Source organism: Actinotignum saccati (assembly GCF_051265055.1).
Taxonomy (GTDB): domain Bacteria; phylum Actinomycetota; class Actinomycetes; order Actinomycetales; family Actinomycetaceae; genus Actinotignum.
This window is the reverse complement of the sequence record NZ_JBOZCC010000001.1, coordinates 187175-202555: the sequence shown is the minus strand read 5'-3', so window position 1 is coordinate 202555 and position 15381 is coordinate 187175. Positions and strand designations below refer to the sequence as shown.

General features: G+C 65.2%; 13 protein-coding genes. All 13 read right to left on the bottom strand.

The features are described from left to right. Positions 1 to 14: 14 nt before the first annotated feature. The 13 genes from ACRQEC_RS00800 to ACRQEC_RS00740 all read right to left on the bottom strand — a co-directional run bounded on the left by ACRQEC_RS00800 (position 15) and on the right by ACRQEC_RS00740 (position 15376). The gene (locus ACRQEC_RS00800) at positions 15 to 308 is read right to left on the bottom strand and encodes a YggT family protein (protein ID WP_016442553.1); all 294 of its coding nucleotides are present in this window, start codon (positions 306 to 308) and stop codon (positions 15 to 17) included. Next, complete coding sequence (locus ACRQEC_RS00795) at positions 308 to 715, bottom strand: cell division protein SepF (protein ID WP_284889610.1); 408 nt, start codon at positions 713 to 715, stop codon at positions 308 to 310. Before ACRQEC_RS00795 ends, ACRQEC_RS00800 begins: the two co-directional genes overlap by 1 nt. A 62-nt stretch (positions 716 to 777) precedes the next feature. Then, positions 778 to 1572 carry a purine nucleoside phosphorylase YfiH/LACC1 family protein gene (locus tag ACRQEC_RS00790; protein ID WP_284889611.1) on the bottom strand — a complete coding sequence of 265 codons (795 nt, stop codon included), beginning with the start codon at positions 1570 to 1572 and terminating at the stop codon, positions 778 to 780. 81 nt (positions 1573 to 1653) lie between these two features. Then, the gene (ftsZ, locus tag ACRQEC_RS00785; protein WP_284889612.1) at positions 1654 to 2865 is read right to left on the bottom strand and encodes a cell division protein FtsZ; all 1212 of its coding nucleotides are present in this window, start codon (positions 2863 to 2865) and stop codon (positions 1654 to 1656) included. Between the two features lie 256 nt (positions 2866 to 3121). Further along, positions 3122 to 4012 carry a cell division protein FtsQ/DivIB gene (locus ACRQEC_RS00780; RefSeq protein WP_284889613.1) on the bottom strand — a complete coding sequence of 297 codons (891 nt, stop codon included), beginning with the start codon at positions 4010 to 4012 and terminating at the stop codon, positions 3122 to 3124. After that, positions 4009 to 5364 (bottom strand): UDP-N-acetylmuramate--L-alanine ligase, encoded by a 1356-nt coding sequence (gene murC / locus ACRQEC_RS00775; protein WP_284889614.1) that lies wholly within the window; start codon positions 5362 to 5364, stop codon positions 4009 to 4011. The genes ACRQEC_RS00780 and murC overlap by 4 nt, the downstream gene beginning before the upstream one ends. Next, positions 5361 to 6452, bottom strand: coding sequence for an undecaprenyldiphospho-muramoylpentapeptide beta-N-acetylglucosaminyltransferase (murG, locus tag ACRQEC_RS00770; protein WP_284889615.1), 1092 nt, complete (start codon positions 6450 to 6452; stop codon positions 5361 to 5363). The genes murC and murG overlap by 4 nt, the downstream gene beginning before the upstream one ends. Next, positions 6449 to 7687 (bottom strand): FtsW/RodA/SpoVE family cell cycle protein, encoded by a 1239-nt coding sequence (locus ACRQEC_RS00765; RefSeq protein WP_284889616.1) that lies wholly within the window; start codon positions 7685 to 7687, stop codon positions 6449 to 6451. Before ACRQEC_RS00765 ends, murG begins: the two co-directional genes overlap by 4 nt. Next, entirely contained in the window at positions 7680 to 9290 is a 1611-nt protein-coding gene (gene murD, locus ACRQEC_RS00760) for a UDP-N-acetylmuramoyl-L-alanine--D-glutamate ligase (protein ID WP_284889617.1), read from the bottom strand. Before murD ends, ACRQEC_RS00765 begins: the two co-directional genes overlap by 8 nt. Continuing rightward, on the bottom strand, positions 9287 to 10372 hold the full coding sequence (gene mraY / locus ACRQEC_RS00755; protein WP_016442544.1) for a phospho-N-acetylmuramoyl-pentapeptide-transferase: 1086 nt from the start codon (positions 10370 to 10372) through the stop codon (positions 9287 to 9289). The genes murD and mraY overlap by 4 nt, the downstream gene beginning before the upstream one ends. Continuing rightward, positions 10372 to 11850 (bottom strand): UDP-N-acetylmuramoyl-tripeptide--D-alanyl-D-alanine ligase, encoded by a 1479-nt coding sequence (locus ACRQEC_RS00750; protein ID WP_284889618.1) that lies wholly within the window; start codon positions 11848 to 11850, stop codon positions 10372 to 10374. The genes mraY and ACRQEC_RS00750 overlap by 1 nt, the downstream gene beginning before the upstream one ends. Then, positions 11847 to 13523: a UDP-N-acetylmuramoyl-L-alanyl-D-glutamate--2,6-diaminopimelate ligase gene (locus ACRQEC_RS00745; RefSeq protein ID WP_301574916.1), complete on the bottom strand. Its 1677-nt coding sequence runs from the start codon at positions 13521 to 13523 to the stop codon at positions 11847 to 11849. The genes ACRQEC_RS00750 and ACRQEC_RS00745 overlap by 4 nt, the downstream gene beginning before the upstream one ends. Beyond that, the gene (locus ACRQEC_RS00740; RefSeq protein ID WP_301574917.1) at positions 13523 to 15376 is read right to left on the bottom strand and encodes a peptidoglycan D,D-transpeptidase FtsI family protein; all 1854 of its coding nucleotides are present in this window, start codon (positions 15374 to 15376) and stop codon (positions 13523 to 13525) included. The genes ACRQEC_RS00745 and ACRQEC_RS00740 overlap by 1 nt, the downstream gene beginning before the upstream one ends. Between the last annotated feature and the right edge of the window lie 5 nt (positions 15377 to 15381).

The following is a 15381-nucleotide window of genomic DNA, read 5'->3' as shown; positions in this document are numbered from 1 at the left end:
CTCATCTGGGCGAACTACGAGACAAAGATACGTAAAATTATCCCATTGAGGATTTGAAGCACGATAAAAACAACGATGAAACCGATGTCAATCGCGATGCCTCCCAACCGCAGGGGCGGGATGATTTTGCGCACCAGATTGAGAATCGGGTCCGTAAGTGCGTAGACGATATTAACGATAACGAGAAGGGCGCCACTGGGGCGCCAATCACGCGCCGCAATGGTCACCAGATCAATAATCACCCGCGCGAGCAGCACCAGAAGATAGATGCTGATGAGGGTGGAAAGAATGATTCCAAGTACTGCCATTAGAACGAATCACGCGACTCCGGGCGCTGGTTTTCCATGCGGACGGTGCGCGGGGTCATGAGCAGGACATCCGCGGAAATCTTATTGAGATCCCCGTGCAGTCCGAAGCAGATCCCGGTGGCGAAATCGACAATGCGATTGCGTGCAACGTCGTCGGCTTCCGCCAGGTTGATAATGACGGGCAGGCCGTCGCGGAATTGTTCGGCGAAGCCTCGCACCTCGGTGAAGGAACGCGGCTTGGCGGTGATGATACGGGCGATGTCCACGGGCTGCTCCACAGCGTGAATTTCGCTGACGGGGCTTTCCGCTTCGGCCTCGTAATCATCTTCGTAGTAATCGGCGTCGTCCTGGTAATCCAGGTACTCGTCGTCGTTAAGCGTTGCCTTGGAGACAAAACGCTGGAACATTCCCATAGCAGCCAACCCTTCTCGCTGTTCTCGTTTTACGTTAGGCCACGCGCCCGGCCTTGTCAGCACGGCGCGCCGCGGGGGGTATCGCAGTCCACCGCGATGACGCCGGCGAAGCGGCCGGTGCGCGACGCACGTCGGTAAGAATAAAAATCTGGATCTTCGCGGGTGCACTGAGGACTGACGTGAATCTCACGCACACCGACGGCGCGCAGCTGGGCGGTGAGCCCGGCCGCGATATCGAGGGAGGGCGTGCCCCAGGCGGTGCGCCCGGCGGCTTCGGGGATGCGCGCGGAAACGCTATCCCGGAGCTCCTCGGGCACTTCGTAGCAACGCCCGCAGATGGACGGGCCAAGGTAGGCGATGAGGTGCTCCGGCCCGAGGGCGCGCGCCGCGGCCGGCCCGATACCGGCCTCCAGCCCGCGCCGGCCCACATGGACGGCTGCCCCGGCAGGGCGATCCTGCGCCACCAGGAGCAGCGGGAGGCAATCGGCCACCATGACCACCGCGGCAGCGCCCCTTGGTACCGGTGCGGCGCCCGAGCTAAGCGGGATGTCAATGAGGAGGCCGTCGGTGCCGGGGGCCACGAAGGTGCCGGCGGAAGTCAGAACGCCGGCATCTTCAAGGTGGTCCCCGTGCACCTGGTCCATATAGACGGGGCGCTGCCCGATCTGCTCTGCCAGGAGAGCTCGGTTACGCTCCACGGCGGCGGGGTCATCCCCGACGTGGTGGGCCACATTGAGGCCCGCAAAAGGAGCGCGGGATACCCCACCGGCGCGGGATGTGAATCCCGCCCGGATGCGGCCACCGGGCACGGAGATATCCGCCACCCACTCCACCAGCGCGCTACGAGTCATTGATGCCTGAGTTTCCTATGCCCTATGCTTCCCTGAGTTTTCGAGCTTTCCGGGGTTTCCCGCAGTTTCCCACGGTTTCCCCTAGTTTTCCTCGAAGAGGAAGGAGGGGATATCCAGATCGGAGCGCTGGGGTTCTTCCACCCGCGGCGGGATGGCGCGGTGGGTTCCCGGGCGCTGCGCCGCCGGCTGCGCTTCAGGCTGAGCCGACGCATAGGTGGGGGTGGCCACCGGATGAGCCGGGCTCGCCACAGCTTCAACTTCCGGTTCGGGTTCCACCGTGGCCAGGTCCTCAATAGGTTCCACGGTATCGTGCCCGGCGGGCACGCCATCCATCTGCAGCAGGTGGTCGCGCGCCTCATCGAAGCCCGCGGCAATCACCGTCACGCGCACCTCGTCGCCGAGGGATTCATCGATAATCTGGCCGACGATAATATTCGCGTTCGGATCCACCGCTTCCTTGACCATCTTGGAGGCGGAGGCAAGTTCCTTCATGCCGAAGTCCGCGCCGGCCAGGAAGGAAATAAGTACGCCGTGTGCACCGTCGATAGAGGCTTCCAGCAGCGGGGAGGAGATAGCGCTTTCGGTGGCGCGCACCGCCCGATCTTCACCGGAGGCCGAGCCGATACCCATGAGGGCGGTGCCCGCGTCCTTCATAATGGCCTTGACGTCCGCGAAGTCGAGGTTGACCAGGCCCGGAATGGTAATAAGATCCGAAATTCCCTTGACGCCCGAGCGCAGCACCTCATCGGCGAGGTGGTAGGCCTCAATAATGGTGAGGTCTTCTTCGGCGATCTCCAGGAGGCGATCATTGGGGATAACAATGAGGGTATCCACCGCTTGGCGCAGTTCCGCAATACCCATAGAGGCGTTATTGGCGCGCTGGGCGCCTTCAAATTCAAAGGGGCGGGTCACGACGCCGACAGTCAGCGCTCCCAGATCCCGAGCCACTTTGGCAACCACGGGGGCGGCACCGGTGCCGGTTCCCCCACCTTCACCGGCAGTGACGAACACCATATCCGCACCTTCGAGGGCGCTTTGGATAACTTCCACGTTTTCTTCCGCGGCGCGCTTGCCCACCGAGGGATCCGCACCCGCACCCAGACCCTTAGAAACCTCGCGGCCAATATCGAGTTTGGTTTCCGCTTCGGATTTCACCAGGGACTGCCCGTCGGTGTTAACGGCAATAAATTCCACACCGGCAAGTCCGTCTTGAATCATGCGGTCAACAGCGTTGACACCGCCCCCGCCGACCCCGATGACTTTGATATTGGCGGCGTTATTGACTACGGCCATGAGTTTTCCTCCCGAACCTCAAGTAAAACTTGAGGTTTTTCGTTCCTGACTTCGCGGAAAAGATAGTAGGTGAATGACAACGGTGCAATTCCCCGCGCTGGTGTGTTGCGAAGTGATGTGCGCCGCCGAGTGGAAAACGGGTGGAACGGTGCGGCGGCGAGGTCGAGGGGTGCGGGAATTGCGTGGAACGGTGCGCGATTCGTACGGAACGGTACAGCGGCGCCGTGGAACGGTGCGGTAGCCGAGTGGTTCAGGATTAATGAACGACGACGGCGGTGGGCTCTGACACGTCGTACACCTGGCCAGGAACGGTAATCACAGTGGCCAGTGCTGCCGCTTTCAAATCGGAGCGCTGGGCATCCCCCCAGATCACCTTCTGCCCGGAGTTGAGATCGAGTCCGACCCGCCCGCTATCGCTCACTGACACCCCGGCTACCTGAGCCCGCACATCGTCCTTGAGGCTGGCCAGCACATCAAGGGCGATGCGGATACCAGGGCCGTCACTACCATCCTCGGAGCGGGTGGCCGGCCCGGGGCTCAGGCTCACGCGCGGGAGACTGGCTTCCACCTCGGGGAGAACCGGGAAGCTCACACCGTCCCGATCCATGGCGGAGCATGCTCCTTTGCCCACCAGGCAGGCCACCGGTTCACGTACGGTGAGGGTGACCTCGAGTCCGTGGAGGTAGCTGCGGTGCAGCTGCGCTTCTTTGATAGGTGGGAATTGAGTGCTCAGGTCAGTGGCGAGAACTTCGGTATCCAGGCGTGGGAGCGGGATTCCCGAGCGTTCGGCGAGGGCGGCGGTGACGTCTTCCGCCGTCACCGCCGCGTTCGCGGGGATACCCGAGACGGTAATATCGCTGGCTCGCAAGGCCAGCAGCGGGCTAAAGAAAATCACCCAGGCCAGTGCGGCAAGCGCGGCGAGTACCGCACCGACCACCCCGAGGCGCCGCCAGCGTACCCGGCGTTTCTCGGAAGCTTTTTCTTCGAGGCGCTCGTCCAGGGATACCGTGGTGGTGCTCCCTAGGTCGGCTAGCGGGGCGTCGCCGTCGTCGTACACCACCGGGGCGGTGGCTGCGGTGGGAACGTAGGTGATCTCCGCGTGCGGATTGATATCGCGCGCGGAGCGGCGCCGGGATGGTTCTTTCACCGCGCCGTCCCCTCCCCTAGCGCCGCCAGAATTTCGGGGCCCAGCGCGGTCACGTCGCCGGCGCCCATGGTGAGGAGCAGATCTCCCGGCTTCGCGCTTTTTGCGAGCGCCCGCGCGGCCTCGTGTTTATCGGCTATAAAATGCCCGGCGTTTCCCATGCGGGAGGTGATCATATCGCCTTCGATACCGTCGAAGGGCGTTTCGCGGGCCCCGTATACGGCGGTAACAATGGCGGTATCGGCCAGTTCGAGAGCGGTGGCGAAACGATCCGCGAAATTGCGGGTGCGCGAATACAGGTGCGGTTGGAAGAGAACTCGCACGCTGCCCTGCCCGGCCTCGGCGCGGGCGGCGCGCAAGGTGGCTTCCACTTCGGTGGGATGGTGGGCGTAATCATCGAAGAGTCGCACTCCCCCAGCCTCGCCGCGCAGCTCAAAACGCCGCCCCGTTCCGGTAAAAGCCGCCAGGCCGCGCGCCATATCCGCCAGGCTCACGCCCAGCTCCATGCCGGCGGCGGCCGCTCCGGCCGCGTTGAGTTCGTTGTGGGATCCGGGAACCTGGAGGGAGAGCGGGGCGCGGCTTTCCCCGCACCGTAGTGCCCCGTCCTCGAGCGCCACGTGAGCTTCCACGCCGGAGAGCGCGGCGCCACGCCCGTAGCTGACCACCCGGATACCTTCGCTTACCGCTTGAGCGCCCAGGCGGGCCGCACCTGCGTCGTCGCCGCACACGATGAGGAGCCCGCCGGGGACGATGCAGCGCGCGAATTCCGCGAAGGCTTCTTCGAAAGCTTCCCGGCTGCCGTAATGGTCGAGGTGATCGGGTTCGACGTTGGTGACCAGGGCGATACGGGGTCGGTAGTTGAGGAAGGAAGCATCGGATTCATCGGCTTCGGCAACGAGAACCTTCCCGGTGCCCAGGTGGCCTCCGGAGCCGTGCCCGCGCACGCTCCCGCCAATCGCCCAAGACGGTGCCTGGCCGGCTTCCTCCAGTGCCACCGCCAGCATCGCCGACGTGGTGGTTTTCCCGTGCGCGCCGGCCACCGCCACAAAATCACGATCCCCGCTCGCGAGGGCGAGGGCTTGAGAACGGTGGATGACGCGAGCACCGAGCTGGCGGGCCCGCGCGAGCTCGGGGTTATCTTCCCGGATGGCGGAAGAGACCGCCACGAGGGTATCGGCGCTGAGGCGCTCCGGTTCCGTTCCGATCCACAGGGTGATGCCGGAATCCGCCAGGCGCTCCGTGGTGGCCGAGGCGCGGGCGTCGGAGCCGGTCACGGTCCAGCCTTCGGCGTGGAGCAGATCGGCGATCACGCTCATGCCCGCCCCGCCGATGCCGATGAGATGGATATGTGTCACCTGAGAACCTCCTCGATAAGATCGGCGAGCCGGGCCGCGCCGTCGGCCGGGCAGATGGCGCGCGAGGCTTGGGCCATGCGGGTGCGGGTGGACGCATCGGTGACGATGTCCAATACGGTGCTCACCGAATCCGCGTTGAACTGGGCATTGGGGATGAGCAACGCCCCGCCGGCAGCCACCACGTCCGCGGCGTTGCGCGCCTGTTCCCCGTTCCCGATGGGGAGCGGAACGAAGACGGCGGGGATACCCAAGGCCGAAACTTCCGCGACGGTACCGGCCCCGGCGCGGCACACCACGGTGTCAGCCACCGCGTAAGCGAGTTCCATTTCTTCCAGGTATTCAAGCACGTGATAGCTGGGGATGGTGGATGCGGTGCGCTGGGCCGCGGCGGCTTTACCCCGACCGGTGAGGTGGAGTACCTGCACGCCGGTGGCGGCGCAGCGGGGGGCGGCTGCGGTCATCACGTCATTGAGGTGGGCGGCGCCCAGGGAACCCCCGGTGACCACGAGGGTGGGAAGCCCGGGATCCAGGCCGAGGCGCGCCGCGGCGGCGGTGCGTGCTGCTGCCCTATCGGCGCTGGCCAGGGCCGCGATGGCGGGGCGTAGCGGCAGACCGACGGTGCGGGTGATGCCGCGCGTGGCGCGCAGCGGTGTGGAGGGGAAGGTGAGGGCGACGGCGGCCGCGCCCCGTGCCCCGAGTTTGTTGGCCAGGCCCGGCAGTGCGTTTTGTTCGTGCACCACTACCGGGATGTCGGCCCGGCGCGCAGCGGCGTAGATGGGGGTGGAGGCGAAACCTCCGAAACCAACTGCCAGCTCGGCTCTGGCCGCGGTGAGGATACGGCGGGCTTGGCGCACCGCCCGCGGGAAAGCCAAGGGGAAACGTAGCGCGTCCTTATCGGGACGGCGCGGGAACGGTGCGCGTTCCACGGTGGCGAAATCGAAGCCGCTGGCGGGAACGAGGTCTTTTTCCATACCGGTGGCGGTGCCGACCACGAGGATACGGTGCCCGCGCCCGGCGAGTTCGTGGGCGGTGGCCAGTAGTGGATTGACGTGCCCGGCGGTTCCCCCGCCGGCGAGCACTAGTGTCACGAGGTCCTCCTGATAACTGCGCGCACCCGGCCCGCGAGTGAGCTGGAGCGCCGGAACGATTCTTTCACGCCCGGAACCGCCAGGGCTGCGGCCACGCAAACTCCCACCGCCATGAGGCAGGAGATCACGGAGGAGCCGCCCTGGCTCATGAAGGGCAGCGGCACTCCGAAAACGGGCAGCAGGCCTGTGACGACGAACATATTTGCCACGGCCTGTCCGCATAGCCACAGGGTAGCTCCCCCGGCAACGAAACGGCCGAAACGGTGCGGGTGGTACATGCAAATGGTGAGAAGAGCGTAGCCGATGGTGCCGAGCAGCACGATGACGACGGCGCATCCGAAGAAGCCGAGTTCTTCTCCCACCACCGCGAAGATGAAGTCGGTATGTGCTTCGGCGAGGTTCCCGGGCCATTTTTCAATTCCGGTGCCCAGGCCGGAGCCGCCCGGCCCCCCGGAGCCGAAAGCCCAGAGCGCGTAATCAGCCTGGGAGGGTGTTTGCCCGGTGGGAAGCGTGAAGAGATTTTGGAAGAAGTCTTGGATGCGGGTGATGCGCGACCGGCTGGAGAAAATAAGCACGACGACGAGGAAGAAGCCCAGCGCCCCGCTGATAAGGAAATAGCGGCCCGGGAAGCCGGCCATCCATAACATTCCCACGCCGATGAGGAGGAAGATGAGAGCGGTTCCCATATCGCCACCCACGAGCACCGCGCCGATGGACGCGCCGGTGATGGCAATGGGGCCGCTCCAATCGGAGAGCTGGAAGTGGGCGCCTTGCACCATGCGCCCGAGCACCGCGGCCAGGGCCACCACCATGGCGAGTTTGAGGAATTCGGAGGGCTGGAGCCGGATGGGGCCGAAGGCAATCCAGTTGCGGTTACCGGCAACGGAGGCACCCAGCGGGCTGAGCACGAGGAGCTGCAAAAGGATCCCGAAGCCGAGGGCCAGGCCCCACAGGCGCTGGAAAACAGCGAGGGGAATACGCGCGCAGATCACCGCCAAAACGGTGCCAATGGCGGCGTAGGCCATCTGGAGGTAGGCGGAGCGGAACAGGTTGGGGCCGTCTTCGTATTCGGCCCGCACCGCCCCGGGAGTAATGGCGGAAAACACCATGAGGAGCCCGAGGAGGGTGAGAATCGCGGTGGCCACCACGAGGAGGAGGATGGAACGGTGCATGACATTGCGCACGCGTTCCTCCGGGACGCTCGGTGCCTGCGGCTTCTCGGTCCGCTCACGCATGACGCGCCTCCGTGGAGCTATCCGGTGCACCGTTATCCTGCACCGTCGCCTCCGTCGGGGCACCGGCGCCCGCCGAAGTGCTGCCCGCTTCCGGGGCAGCATCCCCCGTTACAGCACTACCTTCCGACGGGGCGGGCAGGGCGCGCACGGCCGCGGCGAAGCGGTCGCCGCGATCCGCGTAGGAGGTGAATTGGTCCATGGAGGCACTGGCGGGAGCCAGCATAACGGTGTCTCCCGCCTGTGCGTAGCGCGAGGCAGCCAGCACCGCGCGCGCCATGGGTTCGGAAGCCGCCGGATCGATATAGGTGACGGGGAGGTTAGCTCCGTCCAGGGCCGCGTGCCAGGGTTCTTGGTTCACGCCAATAACGACGACGGCGCGCAGCTTGTCCCGCACCTGTGCCACGAGGGATTCAAAGCGGGCGCCCTTGGGTTGCCCACCCACAATCCACACGCAGGTACCTTCGGCCAGCGCGGAGACGGAGGCGAGGGCGGCGTGGGCATTGGTGGCTTTGGAATCGTCCACGTAGCGCACCCCGGCGCGTTCACTCACCGTTTCGATACGGTGGTGGCCCGGGCGCATATGCTGGAGGCCGGCGCGCACCACCTCCGCGGGAATATCAATGGCCCGAGTGAGCGCCACGGCAGCCAGGGCGTCCCAGATGAGGTGGCGCGGCAGCGCCGCAGTCGTGGGAGCCAGTTGGGCGACGTCGTGCAACGAAGCAATCTCCACGGCGCTAGTCCACCGTTGCTTTCCGTAGGCACGGTCCACAATGAGGCCGTCCACGATACCGATCTGCCCGACGGCGGGAATGCCGGTGGTGATGCCGATGGCGCGCGCTCCTTCGCGCACGTCCGCGTTATCGACCATGCTGTGGACGGTGCTATCGCCCACCGGGTACACCGCGGCGGTGCGCACATGTTCGTAAATACGGGCTTTCGCGGCGGCGTAGGCGGCGCGGCTGCCGTGCCATTCGAGGTGGTCGTCGGCGATATTGAGGCAGATGCTGGCGGCCGGCTCCATGGTGTGAGTGGTGCGCAGCTGGAAGGAGGAAAGCTCCAGGGCGAAGGCACGCGGGGCGTCCGGGCCGGTGGCGCTCACGGCGGTGACGGCGGGATTGCCGACGTTCCCGATGGGTTCGGCTCCTAGGTGCGCGGCGCGCAAAATATGGGCCGCCATGGTCACCGTGGTGGTTTTGCCATTGGTGCCTGTGACGGCGAGCCACGGGGCGGCGTGCCCCGCACCGTCATGGGTGCGCAGGCGCCAGGCAAGTTCAATTTCTGACCACAATTCGATACCGTGGTCGGCGGCCGTGGCAAAAAGCGGGCCGATTTCGGGTATGGCGGGTGCGGGGATGATGACGTCGGGCCGCCAGGCCAGCACTTTGCGTGCCAGTTCGGCCGGCGTCGGGTCGCTCCCGCCGGTGTCCACGGGGAGCGCGGTGACGGCCCCGAGCTTAGTGATATCGGCGTCCCATACGCTCACGCGCGCCTCGGTGAGCTCGGTCAGTGCCCGCGCGCAGGCCCGCCCTGATTTCCCTAAACCGACGACGGCGATACGGCGCCCTGCCAGTTCCGCCGCGCCCGGATGTTGCCACTCACTCATCTTTGCATCAACCACTCAGCGTAAAAAATACCCAGGGCGATAAAGCCGCACAGGGCTTGGATCACCCAGAAGCGCACCACAACCGTGACTTCGTTCCACCCTTTGAGTTCGAAATGGTGGTGGATGGGTGCCATGCGGAATACCCGTTTTCGTGTCATTTTGAAGACGCCCACTTGGACTACGTCGGAGATGACTTCCAGGAGGTAGAGACCGCCGATGAGCACGGCGAGGAATTCGGTGTGGGTGTAGATGGACATTCCCGCGAAGACGCCGCCCAGGGCGAGGGAACCGGTATCCCCCATGAAGATCTGGGCCGGCGAAGTGTTCCACCAGAGGAATCCGATCAGTGCCCCGACGAGGGCCACCGCGATGATATTGAGATCGCGCGGGTCACGGATGGGGTAGCACCCGGGGGCGGCGTCCACGAGCCCGTAGCAGGGGTGGTTGCTTTGCCACATGGTGATGAGGGTGTAGACCCCGAAGGCGATGATGGAGGCACCGGTGGATAGGCCGTCGAGACCATCGGTGAGGTTAACGGCATTGGACCAGGCGGTGATAAGGAAATTCGCCCAGATAATGAAGAGAATAATGCCGACGGCGGTACCGGCGAAGGCGAGACTCAGGCCGGTATCGCGCACGTGGGAAATGCGCATGGATGCCGGGGTTCGGTTGTTTTCATCCGCGAACATGAGGGAAAGCACCGCGAAGGCGACGCCGACAATCCCCAGACCGGCGATTTTCGCCCAGGGGGTGAGCCCCAGGCTTTGTTTGCGGGATATCTTGGTGAAATCATCGGCGAAGCCCACACCCGCCATGCCGATCATTAGGCCGAGGAGGAGGATTCCGGACATTCCCGGGCTGCGCCCCGCCCCGATATTGCCCACCAGGTAACCGATAACAACCGCTGCCACGATGGCCAGGCCTCCCATGGTGGGGGTGCCGCGCTTGACGAGGTGCGAGGTGGGGCCGTCCTGGCGGATGAATTGGCCGAATTGCTTGCGCACGAGGAAACGGATGAGAAGCGGGGTCCCGAATAGGGTGACGAGAAGCGAGACCGCAAAAGCGATAATAAGCGCGAGCACTATTCCCCCTTGAGGCGCGTGGCGATATGCCACACGCCCGAACCGTGCGAACCTTTGATGAGGAGTGCCCCATCCTCACTGAGCATATCGAAGAGCGCCGCCTCGGCTTCCTCCCACGCGCCGACGGCGCGGGCGGTGATACCGGCGTCACGGGCTGCTTCCGCGAGTGCCGCCATCTGGGGACCTACCGCGATGAGGAGGCTCACCCCGGCGTCTTCCAGGGCCGGAAGGAGGGCGAGGTGTTCTTCGCGTGAAGCATCGCCGAGTTCGAGCATATCGCCGAGAATTGCGGCTTTGCGCCCGCTTCCGAGCTGCCCGAGCGCGGCGATGCCGGCGCGCATGGAATCCGGGTTGGCATTGTAGGAGTCGTCGATGATGAGGGTGGAACCGCGGCGGAATACATCCATACGGTGGGCGCTGACGGGTCCGCTGGATAGTCCGGCCACAATGGCGGGCAGGCTGACCCCTGCGGCGGCCGCGGCGGTGGCCGCCGCGAGCGCGTTCATGACCTGGTGTTCTCCCACGAGTCCAAGGTTGATAGTTGAGGTGCACGGGGCGGACGGCGCAGACAGGTCCGACGGGGCGGACGGCGCGGGCAACGTGTACGGCGCGGATGGCGCGGGGCTAGCTGCGCCGTCGTTCATGTGGAGCGTGAAACTGGCCCGACCGTCACTTCCGAGGGTGATGTCGCTTGCTGTCACGTCTGCCGGGTGCACGCGCCCAAAGGTGCGTACCCGGCCGCTCGCGACCTGCCCGGCCATGGCGGCCACTCGCGGATCATCGGCGTTGAGGATAGCGATGCCGTCCTCGCGCAGGCCTTCCACGAGTTCTGCCTTGGCGCGCGCCACGTTCTCGATGCCACCAAATTCGCCCAGGTGCGCGCGGGCAACCACCAGCACCACGGCGATATCCGGGGGTGCGATGGAGGTGAGGTAGGCGAGGTTGCCAATATGGTCGGCGCCCATTTCCGCCACCAGGGTGGCGGTGTTCGCTCCCACACGGAGCACCGTGAGCGGCAAGCCAATTTCGTTATTGAGCGATCCGGGTGGGGCAACCACGTCCCCCCGTTCCCGGCATATGGCGGCGAGAAGATCCTTGGTAGTGGTTTTCCCGACGCTGCCGGTCACCGCGATAACTCGCAAGTCGGGGTTGATTTGGCGGGCCAGCTCAAGGTTGTGCCGGGCCAGGCGTCCGAGTGCCGCGGGAATATCATCGACCACGATAATGCGCTCAGCTTCGGCGCCGCCGGCGCGGGCGGCCTGGCCATCTTCGGTGAGAATGAGGCTGGCCCCTGCCGCGCGCGCCTGGCCGCTCAGGGTATTCGCGTCCACGCGCGCGCCTTTCACGGCGGCAAAAAGCGCACCGGGCGTGATGGCGCGGGTATCGATAACCGCCGCGGTGACCTCGGTATCGCACAACGGTACGAGCGCGGTCCCGCCGACGGCGGCGATAACCTCCGCGGAGGACATGGAAATCATTGCGTGTCTTTCTCTTCTTGCGTGTTTTTGTCGAGGGCGATCCGGTTAGTGCGGTCGGAGCAATCGCCCCGGTCAGCGCGGTCAGCCCAGTCAGCGCTGTCGGCACGGCTCCCCCGGCCAACGCTCCGAGCGCGCTCAGCGAGCGCCGCCCGCGCTACCTCGCGGTCGTCCAGCGGAATGTTACGCCCCCCGGCCACCGGTTGATAAGTTTCGTGCCCGCGCCCGGCCAGCAGCACGGTATCTTCCGCTGCCGCATCTCTGATAGCGGTGCGCATGGCGGTGGCGCGATCAGCTATCTCCACGATGCGGGCGGGGCTGTGCGCGCTGCGGGCCCCGTCCAGGAGTGCGGCGCGGATCGGTGCGGGATCTTCTTCATGCGGATCGTCGTCCGTGATGTAAACGACGTCGGCCAGTTCGGCCACCGCCCTCCCCATCTCGGGGCGTTTGTCCACATCGCGTTCCCCGGCGCTTCCGGTCACCACGATGAGCTGACCGCTGGTGGTGGGGCGCAGGGCATTGATCGCTAGGCGCAGCGCCGCGGTATTATGCGCAAAATCAACGACGACGCGCGGCGCGGCCCCCACCACTTCCATACGACCGGGAACTTGCGGTGTGAGCCCGGCACTTACTACGGCGCCAACGGCGCCGCGATCCGCCCCGCTTTCCAGCACCATGGCCACGGCAAGCGCCGTATTGGCGATATTGAAATCTCCGGGCAGGCCGGTGCGCACCGTCATCTCCCAGCCGTCGCTATGGGCCAGGGTGAAGGAGGTGACCGGGCCGCGCTCGATATCGCGCACCTGGTACCCACTCCTACCCTCAAGCTGAGAGAACACGGCGAGGGCCACGGTGGGAACCTCGGTTTCACCCGCCAGGCGCCTGCCCCACTCATCATCAACGGTAATAACCGCCCGCCGTGAGCACTCCGAGGTGAAGAGGCTGCGTTTGGCCTGGTAGTAGTTTTCCATGGTGCGGTGGTAATCGAGGTGGTCCCGGGTGAGGTTAGTAAATCCGGCCACGCTGAAGACCACGGGGCTGGTACGGTGCTGGGCCAGCGCGTGGGAGGAGACTTCCATGGATACATCCGTCCCGCCCCGTTCCACCAGGAGGGCGAGCAATGCTTGCAGATCCGCGGGCATGGGCGTGGTCAAATGCGCCGGGGCGCACAGGTCCGCAATTTTTGTTTCCACGGTTCCCACTAGCCCGGTAGTGCGATCCAGCGCGGTAAGCAGGCCGTCCAGGAGGTACGTCGTCGTCGTTTTTCCGTTGGTGCCGGTCACCGCGAAACTCCGCAGGTGTTCGGCCGGTTCCCCGTAAATGCGGGCCGCAATCGCGCCCAGGTGCGCGGCCGGATCCTCCACCACGAGGAGCGGAAGCTCCACCCCGGCCTGCGCGATGAGAGCGGCCCCGGCAGCGTCGGTGAGGATGGCGCGTGCGCCCCGTTGCGCCGCCTGGGGGGCAAAGCGCGCCCCGTGGGCGTGGGCGCCGGGCAGCGCGGCGAAAAGCGCCCCGTCCTGCACCGCGCGCGAATCGGCGGTCACGGAACTAACGGCGGTCACGGAAGTCACGGTGGTCTGCGGGGCCTCGCAACCGGCGCCATCCACCTCGAGAAGCTCGGGAAGCTCACTAAGCGCCACCGGACGCACCTGCGGAAGAGGGAATTCGTCACTCACTAGTTGCCTACCTCCGATGAGAACCACGGATATTTGAAGAGGGGAACGGTGCTGGGCGGGACGCCCAGGTGCCGCATCGCGAAGGGTGCGAAGTTCGCGAAAACGGGCACCGCCGTATCCCCACCGTACCCGGCCCCGGCCCCGCCGTAGACCGCTATCGCCACCGCTATCTGCGGGTCTTCAGCCGGGATGGCCGCAATAAAGGTACCTACGCGGCGGGTGAGGTTTCCGTTAGCGTCCGGAACCTGGGCGGTACCGGTTTTGCCAGCCACGTTGTAGCCAGGGACTTTACCGCGCCATCCGGTGGATTGGTTATTGGTGACCGCCTGCATCATATTCATCATGGTGCGCGAGGATTCCTCGCTCATGACGCGGTGGCTTTCCCCGGGAACGGTGGGAGTGGTGCGTCCACTGGCGTCGGTGGTCGAGTCCACCACATGGAGCGGGATATAAACTCCCCCGTTGGCGATGGTGGCCCCGATCTGAGCGAGTTGCACGGTGGTGGCCGCCCAGCCCTGCCCGAACATGGTGGTGTAGCGGTCACGCTGGCCCCATTGCTCCGGCGGGCGCAAAATTCCGCTCGATTCGGCCGGTAATTCGATCCCGGTGGGGCTTCCCAGCCCGTAGCTGCGCATATAGTCATAGCGCACGTTATCGTCCACGGTGTCACCGATCTGGACGAGCCCGGTGTTATAGGACTGGGCCAGAATCCCCGCCACCGTCATGCCCTGGGTGGGATGCGGGTCGTTATCGGAAATGCTTTCACCATTGGGCATGGTGATGGTGTCCGGCACCGTGAACTGGGTGAGCGGGGTGACGGTGCCAGTATCGATGGCCGCCGTGAAGGTGGGGAGCTTACCGGAGGAGCCCGGCTCGACCGGCGCCTGCACGGCGCGCGAACCCCAGGAATCCGGATTCGCTTCCTGGAGGCGCGAAGGATCAGGGGCATGGGAATCAGCCAGGGCAAGCACCCGCCCCGTCCCCACTTCGATAACAACGGCGGCGCCCCAGTCCGCGGCATTGGCGTCCACCGAAGCGTCGAGAGACTCCATGAGGGCGTTTTGCAGATCACGGTCGATGGTGAGTTTCACGCTCGCACCATTGACCGGATCCACGCGTTCCGTTTTCCCATTCGGTACGACGGCGCCGCCTCCGGCGGTTTGCACCGTCAGGCGCCCATCCGTGCCAGAAAGGGCATCATTGAGGGTGCGCTCAATCCCGGCCTGGCCGGTGGGCACCGGGTTGTCCGCGGTTTCCCCCACGTAGCCGAGCACATTTCCGGCCACCGAACCATTGGGGTACTCGCGTTTCATGAACTGTTCGGGTTCGATTCCCGGAATTCCCAGCGCGTTGATTTCCCGCCACTTCTCTGGCGAAATATCCCGGGCAATATACACGAAAGTGGATTTCTTCTCACCGCCCAGGAGGGTGCCTCCCAGTTCCGCCCGATCCACGCCGAGCAGGGGGGCGAGTACTTTCGCGGCTTCTGCTGCCCCGGTGCCTTCCACGATGAGCTGGTCATTGGCATCCAGAACGTAGTCACCGTTCTCATCGGTTTGGTAGTGCCGATAGGAGCCGATGAGATTCTGGTTGACGCCCACGTTATAGCGCTCCACGGAGGTGGCGAGAACCGCCCCGTTAGCGTCCACGATATCGCCCCGTTTGGCCTGCAGGGTGTAGGTACGGGTGCGGAAAGCATCCGCCGAGGCAGCCAGGGCATCGGCGCGAATGAATTGCAAGTCGATGAGCCGTACCCCGAGGATCCCCAGCGCGAAGAAGAAGATAATCGCCATGGTGCGCACGCGCCGTACGTGCGGCTGCGCGGCCTTCCAGCGGCGGGCTAGTTCCTTCATGCGCT